Below are 21,739 nucleotides of genomic sequence, written 5' to 3' on the forward strand. Positions count from 1 at the left end.
CGAATAATCCAATGTTGGGTATGAGATGGCGTCTCGGTTGTTCCCGGTTGTTTATGGTATCGACAATCGCGTCCCAGTCCACTTCGTCGATCGAAACAAAGAATAGGGTATTGGGTGATAGACATATGACTGATAATCGTGAATCTCCAGTTGCACAGACATATGACTCTCGTGACTCTCATTCGGAGAACTTTGCTCAGCCAATAACCTCTCAGGTGCAACCTTCTGCCTCCCCCCACCCAGATCCGCCCGCCGCTGATCCGCCAACCCTCACTTCATCCGAAGGTATGGTAACAGTTGCCCTACCAGTTGACATCCTAGCGGCACTGACCCAACACGAAGAGCAGTCAGGACAAACCCCAACCCAAGTCATTCTCGCGGCATTGCGATCGGCGCTTGGTTTATCGTCTCCCCCCTCCCAGTCTGTTGCCGTTAGTGAACCTCCCCTCTCTACGTTTGATACATCTGAGCTTCCATCGGCGACGCTCCTAGCAGAAATTGAATCCCTCAAAGCTCGCCTGTGCCAACTAGAAACCGTGATGCAACGGGTAGAAGCGCTTGAGGGAAAGTCGATCGCCTTCTGAGTGAATCTGCTGCTCATACTCAGAAGGCAACCCCTCATGCAGACGCTCATTTGATCAATGTAGCAACCGATTTACCACCCCATACTACTCCGTCCCCTACGCCGCCTTCACTGCCTGCCTTACCATGTAACCTAGATTGCACCGAGCCGTCTACTCTCTCAGAAGTAACTTGTTGCCATTCATGGACCGAACAAGCCATCACAATTAATCCCGGTTCAGCCGTGGCCGCTCTTTGGATTCGCACCAGCCTCGATAACCATCCACCCATCTCTGTACCGCGTCCTGTGCTACCTGTGCAAACTTGCCCTCGCTGTCACCATAGCCTGAGTGCACCATTACATCCTTCTGGACTACAAACTTGCGCTCATTGCAACTGGGTTGGTTGAAGCTACGACTGGTGTTCAATAAATCCGAAATGGATTCTTAACGAGTGAATTAGTAGTGGAAAACCGTTGAGATTTAAGAGACAAACAGATAGAAGCAATATAGTTCTGTTGTGCCTTGTCAAACTCCTTCGATCGCACTCAACAGCAAGCGTAATGCATTATTTACACTGCCTTTGCGTAACGCGGTCGCCAACATACTCTACAGAAAAGGCGTAAGTGCATCCCACTTTGGTATTGGGATTGCCGTATCTGCCCTCATCCCCCCTGCCCCGGCTCTCATCTTGGGTAACGGGGAGTTAGAGCGCTACCCGCGGCTCTAGCCAACCCCATTCTTTCGGCTCCTAGCTTAGAGAGAGGAATTGAGAGTGAGGACTGCCTGGAAGGCTACCTAAATGAGATGCACCCAAAAGCGTTCTTTCAAGTTGCCCAATGCTCAGGCGCTTGTGATGTTAATTCATTGCGAAAATCATTGAAAATCCTTAAGAATCAGACACAAACTGCCATTTCATAGATTAGGATTTGCTTCTGTCTGTTAATTGATCACATGATTGATCCTAGCCATTTGGAGATTCCTGTAGGCAAATTGACTGCAATAAACTCAAATTTCTTGGATGGTGATATTAACCTGGCAATGGTTGTCAATCCCTCTACCTTCACCCTAGATCCCTCTCCCAAAAGGTGAGAGACTTTATCCGGCTCCTTTCTCCCAAATGGCGGGAAGAAGGAGTTGCGAGATGAGGGGTAGGCTTGCAACCGTGTTATTCCCCTGAAAGGGTTGGGGAATGAGGGTAGTTCGGGAGCAAGATCAACTACAAGATCAACGGTTGCCAGGCTAATCGCAAGCGGTATATCAGTCTGTTATCCAAAGGAGCGCAACAAGTCGTAATCAAAACGCATTTACAAGGAAATCATTAGTATGCTCGGACGATTAAAACGATGGCAGGTCGCCCTGTGTACCTTGGCGGCTGTCTTGACTGTAACGATTTCAAACTGTGCTCAACAACCCTCAACCACAACAGAGGGAGCACCCACCACCAGTTCGCCAACTGCAAACGCCTCAACGTTGGTTTTTGGCTCAGGAGGAGATCCGGCCAGTTTAGAACCTGGCAATATTGAAGATGGCAACTCCATCTACGTCCAACACCAAATATACGATCGCCTGATTGACTACAAACCCGGTACAACCGAACTGGAACCCGCGTTGGCGACCGAATGGGAAGCCTCGGATGACGGTTTAACCTGGACATTTAAGCTGCGTGAGGGCGTCAAATTTCATGACGGCACAGACTTTAATGCCGAAGCCGTTCGAGTCAACGTGAACCGTTGGTGGGACCCAGCCGATCGGTTGGGCTTCCGGGACGCTGGCAAAAACTACGCCATTTGGGAAGGGTTGTTTGGTGGCTATAAGGGCAGCGAGGAATCCACCTTGCAATCAATCAATGTAGTAGACGATACGACGATCGAATTCACCCTAAAAGAACCCTTTGCAGCTTTTCCGGCGGCAATCGCGTCTGGTTACTTTGGTATTGCAAGCCCTACTGCCATTGAGCAAGCCGGAGCCGACTATGGAACTGCCAGTGTTCCTGCCATTGGTACTGGTCCCTACAAATTTGTGGAGTGGCGCATTGGCGATCGAGTGGTGCTAGAGCGTAATCCCGACTATTGGAAAGACGGCTTTCCCAAAACCGATCAGTTGGTGATGCGCTTCATTAAAGAACCCTCAGCACGATTGGCTGAACTGCGAGCCGGTAGCATTGACTTTACCGTAGACATTGCCCCAGATCAATTGAATGAATTGCAAAGCGATTCCAATCTACAAGAAGTACGACGCCCACCGTTCAATGTGGGGTACTTGGCGCTGAACACGAGCTATGAACCTTTGGCGAATAAAGAAGTGCGACAGGCGATCGCGATGGCGATCAACCGGAAAGGCATTGTGGATTCGTTTTGGTCTGGTTTAGCCAGCAGCGACTCTCACTTTACACCTCCATCAATGGATAAGTATCAGGACTCTAGTTTCCTGGACTATGAATATAACCCAGAACGCGCCAAGCAAATGCTAGCCGAGGCGGGCTATCCGGATGGATTTCCCCTCGAACTCTGGTACATGCCCGTATCGCGTCCCTATTACCCCACACCAAAGCCGATCGCCGAAGCCTTTGCCGCTGACTTAGGTGCCGTTGGCATTAATGTCACCCTCAACACCAAAGACTGGGCCGCTTACCTAGCCGATCGCCTCAAAGAACCGGGATACCAAGCTTTTATGCTGGGCTGGACAGGAGACTATGGCGACCCCGACAATTTCCTCTACTATCACTTTGGGGTCGGTGGCACTACCGATATCGGCGGTTGGAGAAACGAGGAAGTATTTAAACTGCTAGAAGACGCTCGCAAAGAAACCGATGATGCCAAGCGCGTCGAGCTTTACCAGCAAGCAGAAAAGATCATTCACGACGAAGCCGTTCGGATTCCCGTTGTCCACTCAGAACCGTTGAACGCCCAACGATCGAACATCTCGGATTGGGTCCCTAGCCCCCTAGGTTCAGAATCCTTTGAGACCGTTACCAAGAGCTAATTTAGCCATCAGAAGTCGGAGGGGGGAAAGCTTAAAGCAAACAGGTTACGTTTGTGAACCAAACCTTGAACCTCCCCCTTCCCGACTCCCCCTTCTCGACTCCCCACTCCCCACTCCCTACCCACCATGTTGCGCTACATCGCCAAGCGTCTCCTCGATCTCATCCCCGTCATTTTGGGTATCACGTTACTGGTATTTTTATTTCTGCAACTGATTCCCGGCGATCCGGCGATCGTGCTGTTGGGACAGCGAGCCACACCTGCCCAAGTGGAAGCGCTGCGAGAACAACTGGGGCTCAATCAACCCTTACCGTTACAATACCTAGCGTTTCTAGGAAAACTACTGCGATTGGATCTGGGGCGCAGCATCATCAGCGGTATTCCCATTACCCAAGAAATTGCAACGCGCTGGCCAGCTACGTTTGAACTATCGGTGGCCGCCATGATTGTAGCCATGTTACTGGGAGTGCCAGCAGGAATTATTGCGGCGGTTCGGAAAAATGGCTGGATTGATAATCTCACCATGAGCACCTCGCTGTTGGGAGTGTCAATGCCTGTGTATTGGTTGGGGCTGCTGCTAATTTATTTGTTTGCGGTAAATTTGCGTTGGCTGCCTCCTAGTGGTCGTCTCAGCATTGGCGGCACGTTTCAACCCATCACCGGATTTTATCTGCTGGATTCGCTGTTGCAGTTCAACCTAGCCGCTTTTGGTGATGTGGTGGCGCACCTAATTTTGCCTGCCATTACCGTCGGTACGATTCCCCTTGCAATTATTGCCCGCATCACTCGTAGCGCCATGCTAGAGGTCTTATCGCAAGACTACATTCGCACTGCCCGCGCCAAAGGACTGCTGGAACGTTGGGTGATTCTGAAACATGCCCTGAAGAATGCGCTGTTGCCCGTTGTCACCATTATTGGCTTACAATTTGGCACATTGCTCAGTGGCGCAATCCTCACTGAAACCATCTTCTCTTGGCCCGGTATTGGTTCCTGGATTTATGAAGGGATTTTGGCTCGCGACTATCCTGTTGTGCAAGGTGGCGTTGTGTTTGTAGCGATCGTGTTTGTGTTAATTAACCTGCTGGTTGATATTTCCTATGCCTTCCTCGACCCCAGAATTCAGTTTAAGTAATGGCTAATGGCTAGTGGCTGATGCCTTCTCCTTTTTCTTAATCTTTCATTCTTCGTTCTTTCCCCATGGAATCTCTGCAAGCATCTCCCGACATCCAACCCTCTTCATTTCGCAAAGTATCTCAGCGGTTTCTGCGATCGATTTCTGCCAGGGTCGGGCTGGTGCTTACGGTAGTGTTGGTGGTGTTGGCGGTGTTGGCTCCGATTCTCAGCCCCTTCGATCCGGCTACAGCGCGAAACTTTGCTGAGCGGCTTCAACCTCCCAGCCTGAATCATTGGTTTGGTACCGATGGTTTAGGGCGAGATATTCTCACGCTTGTGTGGCACGGCATTCGTATTTCTCTGCTGGTTAGCCTTGTTTCAGTGAGTTTGGGGCTACTTATTGGCACGTTATTAGGATTAGTAGCAGGCTATTTTCGGGGTTGGCTGGAAACAGGTATCGGCTGGCTGACCGACATTCTACTGTCGTTCCCCTCCATTTTGCTTGCCATTGCTATTGCCTCGATCGAAATTAGACGCCTGCTACCTCCGTTTGTGACATCCATTGTGAACCCTGATTTGCTTAATGTCATGATTGCGGTCGGCGTTGTACAAATTCCTATCTTCATTCGCCTAACCCGCAGTATGGTGCTGTCGTTGCGAGAACAAGCATTTGTGCAAACGGTGCGAGCGTTTGGGGCCCGATCGGGACGTATTATCTTTCGCCACATTTTGCCCGCCAGCTTGGCTCCATTGGTGGTGCAAGCCACCTTGTCGATTGGGACGGCCACCCTAGAAGCCGCCGGACTTGGATTTCTTGGACTGGGAGCCAAACCTCCTACCCCAGAACTGGGCACAATGCTATCTGACTCATTCACCAACGGCTATGCCCTTTCCCGTCCTTGGACAGTGCTAATGCCCGGACTAACGATCACCCTGATTGTATTAGCCTTTAATTTGCTGGGGGACGGCTTACGCGATAGCTTAGACCCGCGAGCAAATCGATAGGGTTTTGATGGGCAAGATTATCTGAATCGAGGTTGATCAAAACTGCTTGATCAAGACTGAATCGAGACAGCTTACACTTGGGAGCGATCGGTCAAAATTTCACACCCCTCTTCCGTCACCAAAACCGTGTGTTCAAATTGAGCCGAGAGGGATCGATCAACGGTCACTACTGTCCAGCGATCGGATAGAGTGCGGGTGTGGCGAGAACCCGCATTGAGAATGGGTTCAATGGCTAGTGTCATTCCCGATCGCAGCTTGGCATTAGGCAGATCGTAGGTGCGAATATTGAAAACCGACGGTTCTTCGTGCAGGTTGCGCCCCACACCATGCCCAGTAAATTCCTCCACAATTTTGAAGCCATGCGCTTCAGCATAGTCTTGAATGGCGCCAGCAATGTCCATGAGATATTTGCCAGCCTTAACTTGCTCAATGCCTTTATAAAGCGTTTCTTCAGCCACTCGAATCAGTCGAGCCGCTTCAGGTTTGACCTCGCCTACTGCGATCGTAATGCAAGAATCGCCATGAAAGCCTTGATAGTAAGCGCCTGTGTCTACCTTCAGCACATCTCCTTGATGAATTGTTTTCTTGGTGCTGGGAATGCCGTGCACAACTTCATCGTTAATGCACGAACAGATGGAACCGGGAAAACCATGATACCCTTTAAAACTTGGCATTGCACCCATTTCACGGATACGCTTTTCCGCATAGGCATCGAGGTCGGCTGTTGTCATGCCGGGCTGCACCAACGCAGAAATCTCTTTAAGAACCGTCGCCACAATGCGGCTAGCTTGCCGCATAATTTCAATTTCCTGGGGCGATTTGGTTTCAATGCCGCGCCGATTACGTTTGATGCGAGGGGCCGGATTGGGCTTAGGAATCAGGTTAGAGAGAATATTCATGCGTAGGTGAGTTGAAAAGAATCAATCGGAACAAGCAACTTCAAGTAGAGTTTGCTCTTTAGCATTCGCTTTATTTATCTTAAATCGTGGTTTCAGTGTCTGGGAGATGGCGCAAAAAGAGCCGCAGAAAGAACTGCAAAAAATATCAGCGGGCCTAGCGTCGGAGTAGCTATTGAATCGTCAGTTCACCTATCATGCCCGCTTCGGCGTGGCCAGCGATCGAGCAGTGTAGCTCGTAGGTTCCGGGTTTCAGCGGAATAAACACCCACTCTGCGGTGGCTCCGGGCTTTAGCTCCAATTCGTGGATAGCCCCTTTGACTTCGACGTTGCCCGCTTCGACTTTCTGAGACCAGATGCTATCAGCAAAGTCCTTGGCGGTAAAGTAGTGTTTTTGAGGACTGGGATTAGACAGCCTCAGCTCATAGCGCTGCCCTGCTTCAAAACTGAGATGATCTGGCACAAACACCAATTCTCCCGTTTCGTTGCCCAACGACACTTGAACAGCGGTGGCGGGTTGCTGACTTGGCGCAGGGGCAGAGAAAGCGTTTTCGGTTGCGCTCAACCAAACGATTCCATAGGACAGCAGACCAATCACCAGGCTGAGCATCCGAAACCAGACTCGATTGCCACTAGAACTGTACATTACCAACCTCCTACGGGCACGATCGGGTAGTTGCAGTCATAGTTGCAGTATAGAGTCAATTGACCCACTGCCAATTGCTTGCTTGACCCAAACCACCGATCGCTGTCACAAATCTTTGCTGTAAGTCATTACTGAGCCGGTCGCCGCTGTTGCACCATGCGATCGAGGGACTGCAAAATTGCTACGATAATGATCACACTGAACGCTGACACCACCCAAAATCCGTCTGTAAACCATTGGGGTTGATCCATAGCCCAGCCGCCAATGGTTGGGCCAATAAAGTACCCAACAGCCCAGCACAGCGAGTTAATCGAAAGATACACCCCCCGCATCGAGTCTGGAGCTAAACCAACCACTAGCGACGCCGCAGGCGGATTGTAGGCAGCCGTCGCCAGAGCCATCAAGGCCAAGGCTAAACCAGCCCAAACCACATGCCCGATGGAGGCTATCCCGGTCAACCACACCAGCCCAAAGCCAAGACCCCATGCTAAGGCTGAGAAACTGAGCGCTTGAGGATTGCGGAAGCGTTTGAGAAAGCGAGCGATCGGCAGTTGACAAAGCACCGTCAGCGTGATGTACCACGTGAACAAGGCGCTAAGCAGGGTGGGACTAAATCCAGCACCCGTAGATGGCAGCGAAATACGGTTGTTGAAATAGATGGGTAAAGCACTATTAATCAAGGCCAGATAGGTCGTGAATAAACTATTGACCAAGCTGAAGACCAATAGCGGGCGATCGCGTAGGGCCGTGATCCAACCGTGCAACATCGGTTGCGGAGTTTGACGTTTGTTGAGGGTTTCTTCAATAGCGCCATAAATGATGCCAAAGAAGACCAAGAACGAGATCCCGTCAATGACAAACAGAAGCCGGAATGCTCCGGTGGCTGCAATAATCCAACCGCCCCAAATCACTCCTAGTCCTAGCCCGATGCTGTCTGCCAATCGTGTCAAAGCATAGGCCTCATTGCGTTGATCGATCGTGGTGATATCTGCTACAACGGCCTCCGTAGCAGGCCAATATAGCCCGATGCCAAGCCCCATCAGCAAATTGCCAGCTAGAAACAAGGGAAAGTTGTTGCTAAGTGTCAGCAATACATCCGCGAGAGCCGAGATTGCCGCTGAGAACAGTAACACCTTGCGACGTCCCCAACTTGGCGCATCTGACAGCGATCCACCCAAAATGCGACCTACCACTCCAGAAATAGACTGACTGCCCAAGCCAATGCCCACGGCGGTAGCCGATAGCCCCACTTGATTGACAAATACAATCGCAGCATAAAATAGCACGAATCCCGTACCCACTTGCGATAGCAGCCGTCCGGCCATCAAAATCCAAATGCGGCGATCGAGGGTGGGCAAACTAGCAAACATTTTTTTGGCGAGCGATTTCATGTGTTAGACGGAGCAATGGCAGAAGGGAGATTGGTTGCCTGGTGAAAATCTTGTTGATTGACTGACAACTCTTTGTCCCCTCATCCCCCTACCTCTTCTTCCAAGCAAGTATGAGAGCAGGGGGGAAGGGCTTCAACGTCCTCTCCGGCTCTGGGAGCAGAATTCAGGTGAGGGTCATCGAGTGTTGTTAGTCAATCAGGACAATCTCGTCAAGCGTATCAGACTTTTGGTGATGCGAGAACCCAAATGTCCGATGAGGCGAATCGGGTGGCTGTATATCGGAAAACTTCTTTTTTTCTGAATTTTTGAGATGATTGTGTGTTAGGGCGTTGTTGATAACGCTTGTCAAATTTCACCTGGTGATAACGACTGGCATCATTCTGGACTTTCTCGATTTGGGCTTTCTCAATGCTTGAAGCAAACTAAAAGTAACGTTCCTTTCATACTTTGTTCAGCCAAGGACATCGTTAGAAGAATCTGTATGCGAGCTTAGGAACGGCGTTTGCGGACTGTTCGCCACATCATAAGCCGTATGAATGACTTTAACGACCTATGGATATTACCAGTCGTCTTATTAGGACTAGGAGTTTTTCTAATGTCGCACCGCAATGAACCTGCTGTGGACGAAAACCTTGAGATGAAATCCAACTCAGATCATACTCAAAGGCCTGATGGCGAACCAGCTACACAGAGTCTTGATCAAAAAGAGATGATTGACGAGTCGATCGAAGATTTGGAAAAAGAATCGTCAATAGAAACTTCAGTAAAAAAAGATGAACTATCTGATCATGAACTATCTGATCAATCATCCATTCAATATGGTGTTGAGGTGACTGATTCTTTGTCAGTGAGTGATGACGAAGTATCGATCGAGAAACTGAATGAATTAACAATTGATGAAATTCAGAATGAAACACTGAAAGAACTTCCTGATAATACAAACTCTATAGACTCTACAGAGTCTAATGATAGGCTATCTGAAGCAATTGAGACTGGCAACGAGCAATCGATCGATCGAGTAGCGACTGAAGCAGGTGAAACATTGTCGATGGAGCTAGAAGACGAAATACCAGAAATCCCAAAGGAAGAAATCAGCGAGCTAGGTTGTGCTTCCAACAGAGATTCCGGCGTTGAGATTGAGGCTGCGATGCCTAGTGTAGCCGATGTTCCAGCACAGCCGACTACCACTTCAAAATTACCGATAACTGAATCGACTGTACCATCGAGTACCTCAACCCTGCGAGTCAAGGTTCCACCGCTTGGCGATCGAACAACGTTTCAGGCAGCACGATTTCAGCAGGCGTTTACAGAAGCACTGTCTCAGCAGGGGCAAACGTTGACAACAGTGACGCCTCAAGTGGGCTACAGTATTCTAGCGAGCATGGTTCAAGAGCAATTGCGGTTGCTGAGTTCCCCGGATCGATCACAGGCAGAGCGCATAACAGTACAAGTGGCGATCGACATACCCCTGGATCAGTCGTTGGAAAGCTACTTACTGAATCTGGGGGTTTTGGAGTCTGTCCGTCAAGCATTCGATGAGCTTAATCTAAACCTGGATGCATTGTTGACTCTAAGAACTTCATCGCCACCACAGCTAAGCGATTGGCAAGCGCAATTTGTCACCGATGCGCTGGAAGCATTGACAACAGCACAGTTACCTGCGATCGGCTATTGCCTGCGGCAAGATAGCAATACTAATGTAACGCTGTGGGAGATTCAACGGCCAGAGCACCAGGTTACCGTTGCCTTCGGCGGTGATACACAGCTATACACTGGACGTGATGGACGGTTGCGCGTTCGTTGGACGCCCCAAGATACAATCACAGCTATTCCTTATGACGCGCTAATTTCTGGCTATGCAGCTAAGTGCACGACACCGCTACGCCGCTGGCAAATTAAGGCTTCAAGAACCACTCAAGCCAATTTAGAGCAGGTAGATTCTGGCGCGATCGAAGTACCGAAATCATTAGCAGTTGCATCATCAAATGAAGAAAAACGGTTGCAACAGCATTTTGTTTTGGTGGCTTGCGTTGTGGCAGATGTCATGCGGCTACACCAACAATCTGGCTTGCCCATTGACACGTTACCCAAACGAGTTGCTATTCATCTCAACGGTACAGCCACGGGACTAGCAATTGTGGAGTTGATGCGCTGGCTCATAGACGAGTTTGATTTAGAGTGGGCAGCCGCTTGGCGGCTCACTCAACAGACTTTTTCTGGTCGATTTCAGGATGACATAGAAGACGATCGGTGGTCAATTGCGGTTTTAGAACGTTTATTGCCTCGACATCTAGAAATTATTTATGAAATCAATCGGCGCTTTTTGGATGAACTGAACGTGAATGGAGTTGAGACGATCGAACGCATTCGACAACTATCGCTCATTGATGAAGAAGGCGATCGCTCTTTGCGGGTGCACCAGCTTATTTATTTAGGATGCTGCTCGGTCTACATATCCACATTGTCACTAAAGCCTCTATCAGCATCCGTGCATTCGTTAGTTGAAGTCTCCGATTCATTTTCCGAGTGGCTGAAAGCGAAGATCAAGCCGTATCCCATCAGCATCAATGCTCGTCGATATTTGCTGCAAGCCAATTCGTCTTTGGCGGCATTGATTACTCAGTGGATCGGGGAAAGCTGGATTACGAATACCGAATATCTAAAGCAATTGGAGGGCTTAGTGCAAGATCGGCAGTTCTGTGCCGAATGGTGGCAGGTGCGCCGCACACTTAAACAAAATTTGATTCATCTCATTCAGCAACAAGCCGATAGTTCTATTCCTGTCAATTCACTCATTGATGTTCAAGTTGCGCCGATCGGTATTGCTTCACGACAGTTGTTGAATATTCTCCACATCATCACACTCTATATTCGGCTCAAAGTTAATTCCAGCACAGATACAATTCAACACTTTACGCATCGATCGGTTCCACGTAGCTGTATTCTCGTAGGCAACTTAGATAATGATGACGCAATGGCTAGTTCGATTCTGTATCTCATTCGGTCAGTAGCAACCACCATCAACAATGATCCAGATGTACAAGGCAAGTTGCAGGTAATTGTTCTAGAGCAGCCCCGTGAACCAATTCTGCGTGCGCTCTATGCTGCTGATGTGATTGAATCGCTGGCACGAGCAGATCAAGCGGTAATGCCCACGACCCCCTTGGGCTTTGCGCTAAACGGTGCTCTAACAATTGGCACGCTGACCCAGCCCAATCTGGAACTGCAACAGGCAGTTGGCGGTAAAAACTGCTTTCTGTTTGGCATGACCGCGACCACCGCTAGCACTCTTACCAGCCAAGGCTATGTCCCAGCATCTTATTACAGCCGCAATGCTGACCTGAAACAGGCAATCGATGCGATTGCCTCTGGCTATTTCTCGTTTGGGGATACAAACGCCTTCAAGGCATTGGGAAATTGGTTATTCACCCAAGATCCCGGACTAGTCCTAGCCGATTATGAGGCATATATGGATTGCCAGGAGCGCGTCAGTCAAAGCTTTCAAGATCAAAAGCATTGGACGCGGATGTCTATTTTGACCACAGCCCGTATGGCGTCGCTATTAACCGATCGGGTGGTTGCGGCCGATCGTGACAGTTGACAACATACATTCACCGAGTGTGTTAACTAAATTGTGCTGTGCGAGGTTTGACAACTAATTTCGTCTTGACATTCCCGGTGGCTGCTGATTGGGGGGCATCATGGGCAAGATGGGGCTACCGTGTCGATGAACGAGTCGCCATGCTTCGGGGGTGCGGGCAAAAACGTTGGTGGCGATCGACTGCACATCCACCGATCGCCCTTGAATCACCTGAGACAGCTTTTCTAACAGCACCACATAGGCAATGTTACCGCTTACACCAGCAGCGATCGTCTCTGTGGTTAATTGAATAGAGTCGGTGTTCTTAAAAATTTCGTCCCAGGAGGTGCTGATGCGCTCCCATCCTTTTAGAGGAGGGCGACCCGGATGAATGCAAACACTATTGTCGCCTTTTAGCCAAATGGCGCTAAGGGCTTCAAGGTTTTTCTGCTCAAATGCACGATAGAAAGCCTGGTTTGCTGCAAGCACAGCTTGGTTATCAGACATGGGGCTAATCAATGTAAATTTTGGAGGTAAAAGTCAATCCAGAAGCAGAAAAACAATCGATCGCGGTGTCGGTTATTGTCTTTCGTTGGATGGTCTTTCGTTCAATACGTTAACCCACTTCGCCAGAAATGACGCATTTCCTTTTAACAGGTCTCTAACTTGGTTGACTGACAAAACTCTGTTGCTCTCACCCCAAACCCCTCTCCGACTCTAACTCCCCTTGTCCTCATGTGGGAGAAGGAGTTGAGGGATGAGGGGGAAAAGATTTGGCAGTCAATCAGGGTCTCCGACTTTTCAGTCTGTAGCAGCTTTAGCTAAAGCCGGAATTTGCAACCCTGGTGGATAAGCACCTTCTTCCTTGATTTGCTGAATCAGTGAATCGGGCACTGAAATGTTAAGTTTGGTGGCAATCGCTCGAACGATATCGCCGCGATCGATCACGCCAGCCACAGCCCCAGCGGGCGAAAGTACAGTCACTCGACGTATCTCTTGGGTTTCCATCACATTGACCACTTCAGTCAGAGCAGTAGATTCGCTCACCGATGGAATATCAGACAGCGGATGCACGATCGTTTGTAAGGTTTGAGTCTCCCACAAGCTGCGTTCGACGTGGTGCAAATCCTCGGCCCCAACCAATCCACGATAACGTCCGTTAGAGGCGGCATAGTAAACCGTCGAGTGGGAAGTTTCGCTGAGTAAATAATCGTCGGCAAATTGCCGCAACGTCAAATTGGCATCCAGCACACGAAATTCCCGTGTCATGGCATCGGAGGCAGTCAGTTGCAACAGCGCTTCTTGCAGGTCAGTTACCTGACCATAGGCCGTAGCATTGCGAACGCCAAACCAGCCGATGAGTGCCAACCAAAGTGCTCCAAAACTAAACGAGGTGAGGTAAGCTGTGACACCAAGAATGATCGCAGTCCACCCCAACAATTGCCCCACTCGGGCCGCCCAACGAATGCCCTGAAGCCGATTGCCTGTAACTTTCCAAATTAATGCTTTTAAAACCTGTCCACCGTCTAAGGGTAAGCCAGGAATCATATTAAACAGGGCCAGTACTAGGTTGATCCCCCATAACAAGTCCACCACTTCGCGCACAGGGGGCGACAGCGGTAGCGATCGGCTGACTCCAAATAGCACAATGGCCAGTGCCAAGCTGACAGCCGGGCCAGCAATGGCTACCTGAAAGGCTTGACCAGGGGTTTTCGATTCCCGATCGATCGAGGCGATGCCACCAAACACAAACAACGTGATGGAATTGACCTGAATTCCTTGCGCCTTGGCCACCAAGCTATGTCCCAATTCATGCAGTAATACCGAGACAAACAGCAACAGGGCAGCCGCAAAGCCCGCAATCCAGCCCCAATCAGCACCCCAGTCTTCTTGCTGCCAGCGAGCGCCATACAGAAACGTAATCAGACCGAGGATGATGAACCAGGAAGAATCCAGAAGTAAAGGAATGCCAAAAAGAGCGCCAATTCGCCAACCTGATCGCATGAGATATGTTCCTGAGTGTGGGTTGATGGAAAGTTGAGCACCACACAAACGCTTCACTTGCTCTATCTTCCAGTCTATCGTGCAAGACCTTGAGAAGATGTGGCAACGAGTGGAACTTAATATCTCAAAGAACCGATCGAATCGAATCAGACGTGGGTCTTTTCATCTTTAATGCCTGTGCCCACGTCAACAAGGAACACTAAGAAACACTGAAGTACCTTGATACTACCCTTATCTCCGAAAAGCTGGCTTGTGGCGAACTAATTGACTCGGTTGATTGCCAGAGCAGGTTTGCCATAAGTAATTAGCCAATTTGCTAGAGAAAGTCTCTAGGTTGAATCGGCTCTCTGCTAACCGACGCGATCGTCTGCCCATTTCTCGTGTAATTTCAGGATGTTCTAACAGATAAGTCATGGCATTGTGCCATCCGTTGACATCATTAGGGTCAACCCAAAGACCGATTCCCTCTTTTTCTAAATCGATTCCTACATAATCGTTGCGAGTCATCACAATTGCATTGCCAGTCGCCATTGCCTCTGTCAAGGCTGTAAGTCCGATCGCATTCTTGAACTTATTGGCACTATTTTCTAATGGAATAGCCACTGCATAAGCCCGTTGATAGAGTTTGATCAACTTCTTCCAGTGAATCATGTCTTCAATTAAGGTGACATTGGTAGGAAGGGGTTCACTTGAAGTATCGAGATGCGTTGCCCCTGCTCCACAAATAATCAATTTGCAATCCACAGATTGAAAGGCTTCGATTAACGTTGGATAGTCCCGATAGGTTTTACCAGGACTCAAAATAAACGGTTGAGCTTTACTACCCGGCGATCGATTGCTGGGAGCACCAAACTCATAGAACTTTAAATCTGTTCCCCATTCAATTAGCTCTAATTTTTGTTTAGAAACTCCAAACTCTTCTAAATCCTGGCGGAGTGACTCACTTAAGCAGAGAATTTTGTCGTTTCCTGCAATGAATACCTTGGTGAATAGTTTCCAAAAAAAGGTTTTCTCTTGAGGAGCTTGATAGGCAATTGCAACAATCGGCTTACTAAACAGCCCAACCAAGCGCAAGAACGACAGCAATAGCGTTGTGAGATGATGAGCGGAATAGATGACATCGTAGCGTTTGTGTTGCATTAACAATCGCAGTTGCTGATCAAGATCACCGAAGATTTTGAGCTTTTTGCTAATCTTCTTCAGATAGGTATATTTCTGAAACGGAAGAATTTCAACCGACATCCGCTGATTATTTAAAGGTAGATATCCCCACAGATGTTGTGCCGGAGCATCACCTTTTTCTTGTTTTAAAGCATCTAGAATATCAAGCAGATCGTAGTTGTTAATTAAGACGACTCTCATCTTTTTCTTCCTTTGATGGCCTGTTTGCTTCAAGGTGAAGTTATCTTCATTAGAAGATTGATTTAGATGAGTAGATGTTCCCTAACCCTTCAGAAGTTTTCAAAAACTTTTAGATACAAATACACTTTATTAAACCCAACTTCCGGACTAGACCTATGTTTAAACTTCTCTATTGATTTGAGCTTATAAACTTAAAACTCTTGGTGATGCAAGGCGGAAAGCAAGGTTTACAAATAATACTGTATCTACATTCAACCAATTATTATGCTTCTCTTCAGCAGAGAAATTCACCCTTGGATAGATCTTGCTTCACTGACGATGTGAAGTCCATCTTGTTTGATCGATTTAAGATGCAATTGAACTAAGAAACGATCGATTTTTTTTGAACGGCTGTGATCTGACATAGTCATTGCATCCCTTGAAAGCGAATAAATAACAGAAATTGATTGAAATAAAAAAGGTAGGCACTGCCTACCCTAGGGTCTTATTCATGATGGACATGTCACGCTTGCGAGTCTAACCCTTATCTCCTGATTGACCGATTTTTTCCTTCATTCCTAAATTCCTTGCCCCATACGAGGCAACGGGAGTTCAACCCAGATCCTGGATGGAACGTCCCTCACCTGCTCTGGCAGAGGGGTTGGGAGATGAAGAGGCAACGATTTGTCAATCAATCAGGTAAACTGCCCTTTTTTCTTGGAGTTGGCACTGTGCTCACAGAACTCCGGCATTACTCAATCCCAGAATCACTCCGGTTCCTAGCAAATGTCCAAAGCTGGCCGTTGCTAGAAGTTCTGGCACGCCAAACCCGGTGAACATTGCGGGCATTTCAACGGGTAGTTTGGGCCCCACTCCACGTTTTTGAATGGCGTAATATCCAATGGCAATGGCAAACAGATTGCAGGTAATCATAATCAGCCCCACACTGGGCGACCACGGCACAGTACGGGCAACGGTTGCAAGTAGGTTGGCGTCTATCAAGGCTTCTTCTCCCAAGATTGAAACGAGGTTGAATCACCAGGATTATAAAGAGAGATTGTGATGGAATAAGATTTTGTTTGAAGAGTTAACAATTGTTGGGGTTGGGGTTGGGGGGTTGGCAAGATGGGGACTTTAGATTTTTACAGGAGATGAATGCGAGTTAAGATTTGCGGAATTACTAAGCCTGATCAAGGCCGATCGATCGCTCAGTTCGGAGCAACAGCACTGGGATTTATTTGTGTGCCATCGTCGCCACGCTATGTTACCCCAGAGCAAATCCGGGAGGTGGTTTCGGCTTTGCCGGATGGAACGGACTCGTCGATCGATCGTGTTGGGGTGTTTGCCAATGCAGCAGTTGAAGAGATTTGCCGAGTGGTGGTGGCGGGCGGCTTGAATGCAGTGCAGCTACATGGACATGAATCCCCTCAAATGTGCCAGCAAATACGAGCGGCTTTGCCCACGGTGGAACTTATCAAAGCTCTCCGTATTCGTGATGCCGACGCATTACAGCAAACAACAGTCTATGAAACGGCAGTTGATGCACTGCTGCTAGATGCCTATCACCCCAATTTGCTGGGTGGAACTGGCCATACGATCGATTGGTCTACCCTACAGTCTTTTCGTCCGTGCTGTCCGTGGCTATTGGCGGGAGGACTGACGCCAGATAATATCCAAATAGCCCTGCAACTGGTTAGGCCCGATGGCATTGATTTATCGAGTGGGGTAGAAGTGGCTCCAGGAGACAAGGATTTACGCCAAGTCGAACGCTTATTTGAGCAACTGCGCAACTGCCGCGATCGATTCGGTCACGATCGATTCGTCAGCCCGAAGCAGCCAATCTCTTGATATGCTGACTGGATAGGCTGAGAATCTGAATCCTTGAAACCATGTCTGCATTGATCGAGAGTCCTACCTCTACGGCTTTTCCCCTGTCTGCGATTGTGGGGCAAGCGGCTATCAAACTCGCTTTACTCCTGGCGGCGATCGATCCTGGTTTGGGTGGTGTGGTCATTGCGGGACGACGCGGTACAGCTAAATCGGTGATGGCACGGGCGATTCATGCCCTGTTGCCGCCGATCGAAGTTATCGATGGCTCTTGTTGTAACTGCGATCCCGATCGTCCCAGTGAGTGGGATGATGAAACCATTGAAAGGTTTTTAGGCATTCGGGAACAGGACTTTGAGGTTGCTTATCAAGCACAAGATATTGGCTCATCCCCCATTCCCCACTCCCCCATTCCCACCAAAATCATCCCCGCTCCCTTCATTCAAGTTCCGCTGGGGGTGACGGAAGATCGGTTGCTGGGTTCGGTCGATGTGGCCCAGTCAATCAAACGCGGCGAGACGGTGTTCCAAGCAGGCTTATTAGCCGAAGCCCATCGGGGCGTGCTGTATGTCGATGAAATTAATTTACTAGACGATCAAATTGCCAATCTGCTACTGACGGCGTTGACCGAGGGACGCAATCAAATTGAGCGCGAGGGCATCAGTTTTCAGCATCCTTGTAAGCCGCTGTTGATTGCTACCTACAACCCAGAAGAAGGAGAACTGCGAGAACATTTGCTCGATCGCATCGCTGTAGCCCTGTCGGCGGATGCTGTGTTGGGGTTGGATGAACGAGTGGAAGCTGTGGATCAAGCGACTGCGTTTGCCGATTCGCCACAGGTGTTTCTTCAGCAGTATGCCGAAGATATCGATAATCTCAAGACACAGATTATTCTGGCTCGAGAATGGCTCAAAGATGTACAGATTACCTCCGAGCAGATTGCTTATTTGGTTAAGGAGGCGATTCGGGGTGGTGTTAAAGGTCATCGGGCTGAATTGTTTGCTGTGCGTGTGGCGAAAGCTCATGCGGCGTTTAATGGTCGAACAGAGGTCATTGCTGAGGATTTGCGTCGGGCGGTGGAACTGGTGATTGTGCCGCGATCGACGATCGTGCAGACGCCGCCAGAGGAAGCTCCGCCCCCGCCCCCACCTCCACCTCCACCTGAAAATCAAGAAGAATCCCCCCAAGATCAAGACGATCCGGAAGACGAAAATGAAGAAGATGAATCAGAGCAAACACCGCCCAACATTCCTGAAGAATTTGTGTTTGATCCTGAAGGGGTGATTCTTGATCCGTCCGTGCTGTACTTCGCTCAGATGGCCCAGCGACGCGGTAACTCAGGGGCGCGTAGTCTGATTTTCTCGGACGATCGCGGTCGCTATATCAAGCCCGTCTTACCTAGGGGCAAAGCGCGACGAATCGCGGTTGATGCCACATTGCGAGCGGCGGCTCCCTATCAAAAAGTGCGGCGACAACGATATGAACAGCGCGATCGGGAACCGGGAGTTAGGAATCAGGGACTTACCTCGGCTGCGAATGCTCGGAAACGAGTGTTTGTGGAAGCGGGTGATATTCGGGCTAAACGGTTGGCGCGTAAGGCAGGAGCGTTGATTGTGTTTGTGGTGGATGCCTCTGGATCAATGGCGCTGAACCGCATGAACTCGGCCAAGGGGGCTGTGATGCGCTTGTTGACCGAAGCCTACCAAAATCGCGATCAAGTAGCGTTGATTCCGTTCCGAGGTGAACAAGCCGAAGTGTTGCTGCCCCCTACCCGATCAATTACCTCAGCGCGACGACGGCTAGAGCGAATGCCCTGTGGAGGGGGGTCGCCGTTGGCCCATGGTTTAACCCAAGCCGTCCGCGTCGGCACTAATGCTCAGCAGTCGGGCGATATTGGGCAGGTGGTGATTGTGGCGATTACCGACGGTCGCGGCAATATTCCCTTGGCTCGATCGCTAGGCGAACCCATCCTGGACGAACAGAAGCCTGATATCAAGGCAGAACTGCTTGATATTGCTGGTAAAATTCGCGCGTTGGGTATTCAGCTATTGGTCATCGATACCGAAAACAAGTTTGTCTCCACCGGATTTGCCAAAGAAATTGCCAAACAAGCAGGTGGCAAGTACTATCACCTGCCTAAAGCCACCGATCAGGCAATTGCAGCCATGACCAAAGGGGCGATCGCTGACATGAAAACCCGGTGAGGGGAGATGAAGGTCGTCCTGCTCTGCTTCAAGTCTTCCTTTGATTCGTTGAACCCGCAGTAGGGTATTGACTGGAAGAATGCTCTATACCCAAGGTGGTCTAACCATCGCATTCAGTGCTTATGCCGTCTAATCTCTCTCCTGATCTTTCTTCTGTTGCCTCTCCTGCTGATTTTCTGACAACGCTAGCTCAGGCGGCACACAGTCTGCACCATAAAACCGATCGACCGTCAGCCCCATCCGTAGTAGCCGCGCTGCTAGCCGCAGAAAAAACAGCAAAGCAACAGCGGCTTAGCTTTCCGGCAGCAGCCTTACTGGGGCGATGGCAACTTTGGTTTACGGCTCCACGCAACGCACACTTCAAAGAAAATGTGGCAACGGGGCGAGGTTTTTATGTGCCGCAGATTGCCCCCGCTGAGATTTCGTTTAGTTCTGTGGACTCATCACCAGAATGCAGGTTTAGCCAACTGGCGATCGGCAATCAAGTGCAAGTTGGGGCGTTGCGCTTAAAGCTGACAGGGCCAGCCCGCTACCTTGGCAAGAAGAACCTGCTAGCCTTTGATTTTACTGAATGGCAACTCAGCGCGTTTGGTCGCCCCCTCTACCGTCGTGAGTTTCGAGGCGGGCGCACCACAGCAGAGAATTTCGCCAACCAACCGATCGCCAAGCTTCCCTTCTTTGCGTTTTTTCTGATCACGGAAGATTTTATCGCGGCTCGAGGACGGGGGGGTGGGATAGCTCTGTGGGTACGCCAAGGAGAACCAACAGCTTAGGTGGTAAGGAGCTTGAGTGACAAGGCTATAGTCGATCGAAAATGGGCTTAACAAACTGCAATCATTTTAAAAATTCGGCATGATAAAAATACAGCAAAGGACTCGTTTGCTCATTTTTTATCTGTCATAACCTAGCGTAGAACTTTGAACGTTTTTAGAACCTTTCCGGCCAGCGTACGGCGAAATTTGGGGATATTATTTACGGCTGGTCTTTTATTTTGGTCTGGATTGGCGGCGCTGTTGCCGACTCTTCCCCTCTACATCAAAGCGACAGGCGCAACCGATCAAACCGTTGGTTTTGTCATGGGAGCTTTTGCCATTGGGCTAATTCCATCGCGAGGCTGGCTAGCTCGTTTGGCTGACAATCGCGGTCGTAAAATTGTTTTACTAATTGGTATGTCGGCGGTTGCCTTTGCTCCTCTCGGCTACATCACAACTCAAAGTATTCCGGCACTGATGGCGATTCGCGCCTTTCATGGTCTTAGCATTGCCGCCTTTGCCATTGCCTATAATGCTCTGATTGTGGATTTGGCTCCGCCCCAAAATCGGGGTGAAGTGATTGGCTATATGAGCTTGGTGACACCAATCGGTATGGCAATGGGGCCGGCGATCGGGGGCTTCTCGCAAGCGTGGTTTGGCTTTACACCCATGTTCTTGATTGCCTCCAGCTTGGGCATGTTGGGGTTGGTCTGTACTAATCAGGTCCAAGAAACCTTTCAAGCTGAAACGTCTATCTCTAATCGACCAAAATCGAAGCAATTATTTTGGCGATTATTAGCCAGCCCTCGCATTCAAACGCCGGCGATCGTCCTGATGCTGATTGGATTAACCTTTGGTTGTCTCAGTACGTTTGTGCCGCTGTTTATCCGCGATGCAGAGGTAGATCTCAATGTGGGGTTATTTTACACAGCAGCAGCAATGGGCAGTTTTAGCGCTCGGCTGTTGGTGGGGCCGGCGTCCGATCGCTATGGGCGTGGCGTGTTCATCAGCCTAAGTTTGGTACTGTATGTAGTGTCGATGGTGATGCTGTGGCGAGCGCATAGTGCCAGCATGTTTTTGTTAGCCGCAGTTGTTGAAGGTACCGGAGCCGGCACCCTCATTCCTATGATTTCAGCATTAATGGCCGATCGCTCGTATGTCGATGAGCGCGGTCGCACTTTTGGGATTTGTATGATTGGGTTTGATACGGGAATTGCCATGGCTGGGCCATTACTAGGCACTGTTGCGACCTACCTTGGCTACCGATCGCTGTTTGGGATTTCGTCAGGATTGGCATTTTTGGGTCTGCTGATTTTCCTGACCTGCTCTAATAAAACCGTGTTTCACTCGCTTCGCTTTGCCTTGGGAGTGGGGGCAGATACGTTTGCTGTTGAAGCCATCGATCGAACAGCAAGTCTGCAATCCAGCAAGTGATG

17 protein-coding genes are annotated in these 21,739 nt (G+C 49.4%); 10 read left to right on the top strand and 7 right to left on the bottom strand.

The genetic code is table 11. The annotated features are described in order from the left end of the window. Window positions 1-125: 125 nt before the first annotated feature. The 5 genes from OXH18_RS00105 to OXH18_RS00125 all read left to right on the top strand — a co-directional run bounded on the left by OXH18_RS00105 (window position 126) and on the right by OXH18_RS00125 (window position 5,662). Window positions 126-584 (top strand): hypothetical protein, encoded by a 459-nt coding sequence (locus OXH18_RS00105; protein WP_268610329.1) that lies wholly within the window; start codon window positions 126-128, stop codon window positions 582-584. Window positions 585-634: 50 nt separating this feature from the next. Continuing rightward, window positions 635-970: a hypothetical protein gene (locus OXH18_RS00110; RefSeq protein WP_268610331.1), complete on the top strand. Its 336-nt coding sequence runs from the start codon at window positions 635-637 to the stop codon at window positions 968-970. Between the two features lie 916 nt (window positions 971-1,886). Next, complete coding sequence (locus OXH18_RS00115; RefSeq protein WP_268610333.1) at window positions 1,887-3,545, top strand: ABC transporter substrate-binding protein; 1,659 nt, start codon at window positions 1,887-1,889, stop codon at window positions 3,543-3,545. Window positions 3,546-3,671: 126 nt separating this feature from the next. Continuing rightward, window positions 3,672-4,676 carry an ABC transporter permease gene (locus tag OXH18_RS00120; RefSeq protein WP_268610334.1) on the top strand — a complete coding sequence of 335 codons (1,005 nt, stop codon included), beginning with the start codon at window positions 3,672-3,674 and terminating at the stop codon, window positions 4,674-4,676. Between the two features lie 65 nt (window positions 4,677-4,741). Continuing rightward, window positions 4,742-5,662 carry an ABC transporter permease gene (locus tag OXH18_RS00125; protein WP_268610335.1) on the top strand — a complete coding sequence of 307 codons (921 nt, stop codon included), beginning with the start codon at window positions 4,742-4,744 and terminating at the stop codon, window positions 5,660-5,662. Between the two features lie 71 nt (window positions 5,663-5,733). On the opposite strand, the gene map is transcribed toward OXH18_RS00125, so the two are convergent. The 3 genes from map to OXH18_RS00140 all read right to left on the bottom strand — a co-directional run bounded on the left by map (window position 5,734) and on the right by OXH18_RS00140 (window position 8,595). Further along, complete coding sequence (gene map / locus OXH18_RS00130) at window positions 5,734-6,561, bottom strand: type I methionyl aminopeptidase (RefSeq protein ID WP_268610336.1); 828 nt, start codon at window positions 6,559-6,561, stop codon at window positions 5,734-5,736. Between the two features lie 169 nt (window positions 6,562-6,730). Continuing rightward, window positions 6,731-7,204, bottom strand: coding sequence for a cupredoxin domain-containing protein (locus OXH18_RS00135; protein ID WP_268610337.1), 474 nt, complete (start codon window positions 7,202-7,204; stop codon window positions 6,731-6,733). Window positions 7,205-7,332: 128 nt separating this feature from the next. Continuing rightward, window positions 7,333-8,595: an MFS transporter gene (locus tag OXH18_RS00140; RefSeq protein WP_268610338.1), complete on the bottom strand. Its 1,263-nt coding sequence runs from the start codon at window positions 8,593-8,595 to the stop codon at window positions 7,333-7,335. 532 nt (window positions 8,596-9,127) lie between these two features. Between OXH18_RS00140 and OXH18_RS00145 the strand changes: the two genes are divergently transcribed. After that, window positions 9,128-12,196, top strand: a complete 3,069-nt coding sequence (locus OXH18_RS00145) for a glycogen/starch/alpha-glucan phosphorylase (RefSeq protein WP_268610339.1) — start codon at window positions 9,128-9,130, stop codon at window positions 12,194-12,196. 54 nt (window positions 12,197-12,250) lie between these two features. Here OXH18_RS00145 and OXH18_RS00150 read toward each other — a convergent pair whose 3' ends face one another. The 4 genes from OXH18_RS00150 to psaK form a co-directional block, all read right to left on the bottom strand. Then, window positions 12,251-12,682 (bottom strand): nuclear transport factor 2 family protein, encoded by a 432-nt coding sequence (locus OXH18_RS00150; protein WP_268610340.1) that lies wholly within the window; start codon window positions 12,680-12,682, stop codon window positions 12,251-12,253. Window positions 12,683-12,976: 294 nt separating this feature from the next. Beyond that, on the bottom strand, window positions 12,977-14,179 hold the full coding sequence (locus tag OXH18_RS00155; protein ID WP_268610341.1) for a site-2 protease family protein: 1,203 nt from the start codon (window positions 14,177-14,179) through the stop codon (window positions 12,977-12,979). Window positions 14,180-14,410: 231 nt separating this feature from the next. Further along, window positions 14,411-15,541: a glycosyltransferase family 4 protein gene (locus OXH18_RS00160; protein ID WP_268610342.1), complete on the bottom strand. Its 1,131-nt coding sequence runs from the start codon at window positions 15,539-15,541 to the stop codon at window positions 14,411-14,413. Window positions 15,542-16,255: 714 nt separating this feature from the next. Then, complete coding sequence (gene psaK / locus OXH18_RS00165; RefSeq protein WP_268610343.1) at window positions 16,256-16,522, bottom strand: photosystem I reaction center subunit PsaK; 267 nt, start codon at window positions 16,520-16,522, stop codon at window positions 16,256-16,258. 153 nt (window positions 16,523-16,675) lie between these two features. Between psaK and OXH18_RS00170 the strand changes: the two genes are divergently transcribed. The 4 genes from OXH18_RS00170 (at window position 16,676) to OXH18_RS00185 (ending at window position 21,737) form a co-directional block, all read left to right on the top strand. Beyond that, complete coding sequence (locus OXH18_RS00170; RefSeq protein ID WP_268610345.1) at window positions 16,676-17,368, top strand: phosphoribosylanthranilate isomerase; 693 nt, start codon at window positions 16,676-16,678, stop codon at window positions 17,366-17,368. Between the two features lie 41 nt (window positions 17,369-17,409). Continuing rightward, window positions 17,410-19,551 (top strand): magnesium chelatase ATPase subunit D, encoded by a 2,142-nt coding sequence (gene bchD / locus OXH18_RS00175; RefSeq protein ID WP_268610346.1) that lies wholly within the window; start codon window positions 17,410-17,412, stop codon window positions 19,549-19,551. 122 nt (window positions 19,552-19,673) lie between these two features. After that, window positions 19,674-20,324: a hypothetical protein gene (locus OXH18_RS00180; protein WP_268610348.1), complete on the top strand. Its 651-nt coding sequence runs from the start codon at window positions 19,674-19,676 to the stop codon at window positions 20,322-20,324. Between the two features lie 144 nt (window positions 20,325-20,468). Continuing rightward, the gene (locus OXH18_RS00185) at window positions 20,469-21,737 is read left to right on the top strand and encodes an MFS transporter (protein ID WP_268610350.1); all 1,269 of its coding nucleotides are present in this window, start codon (window positions 20,469-20,471) and stop codon (window positions 21,735-21,737) included. The last annotated feature ends 2 nt before the right edge of the window (window positions 21,738-21,739 follow it).

The organism is Thermocoleostomius sinensis A174 (assembly GCF_026802175.1).
GTDB classification, from domain to species: Bacteria; Cyanobacteriota; Cyanobacteriia; order Elainellales; family Elainellaceae; genus Thermocoleostomius; species Thermocoleostomius sinensis.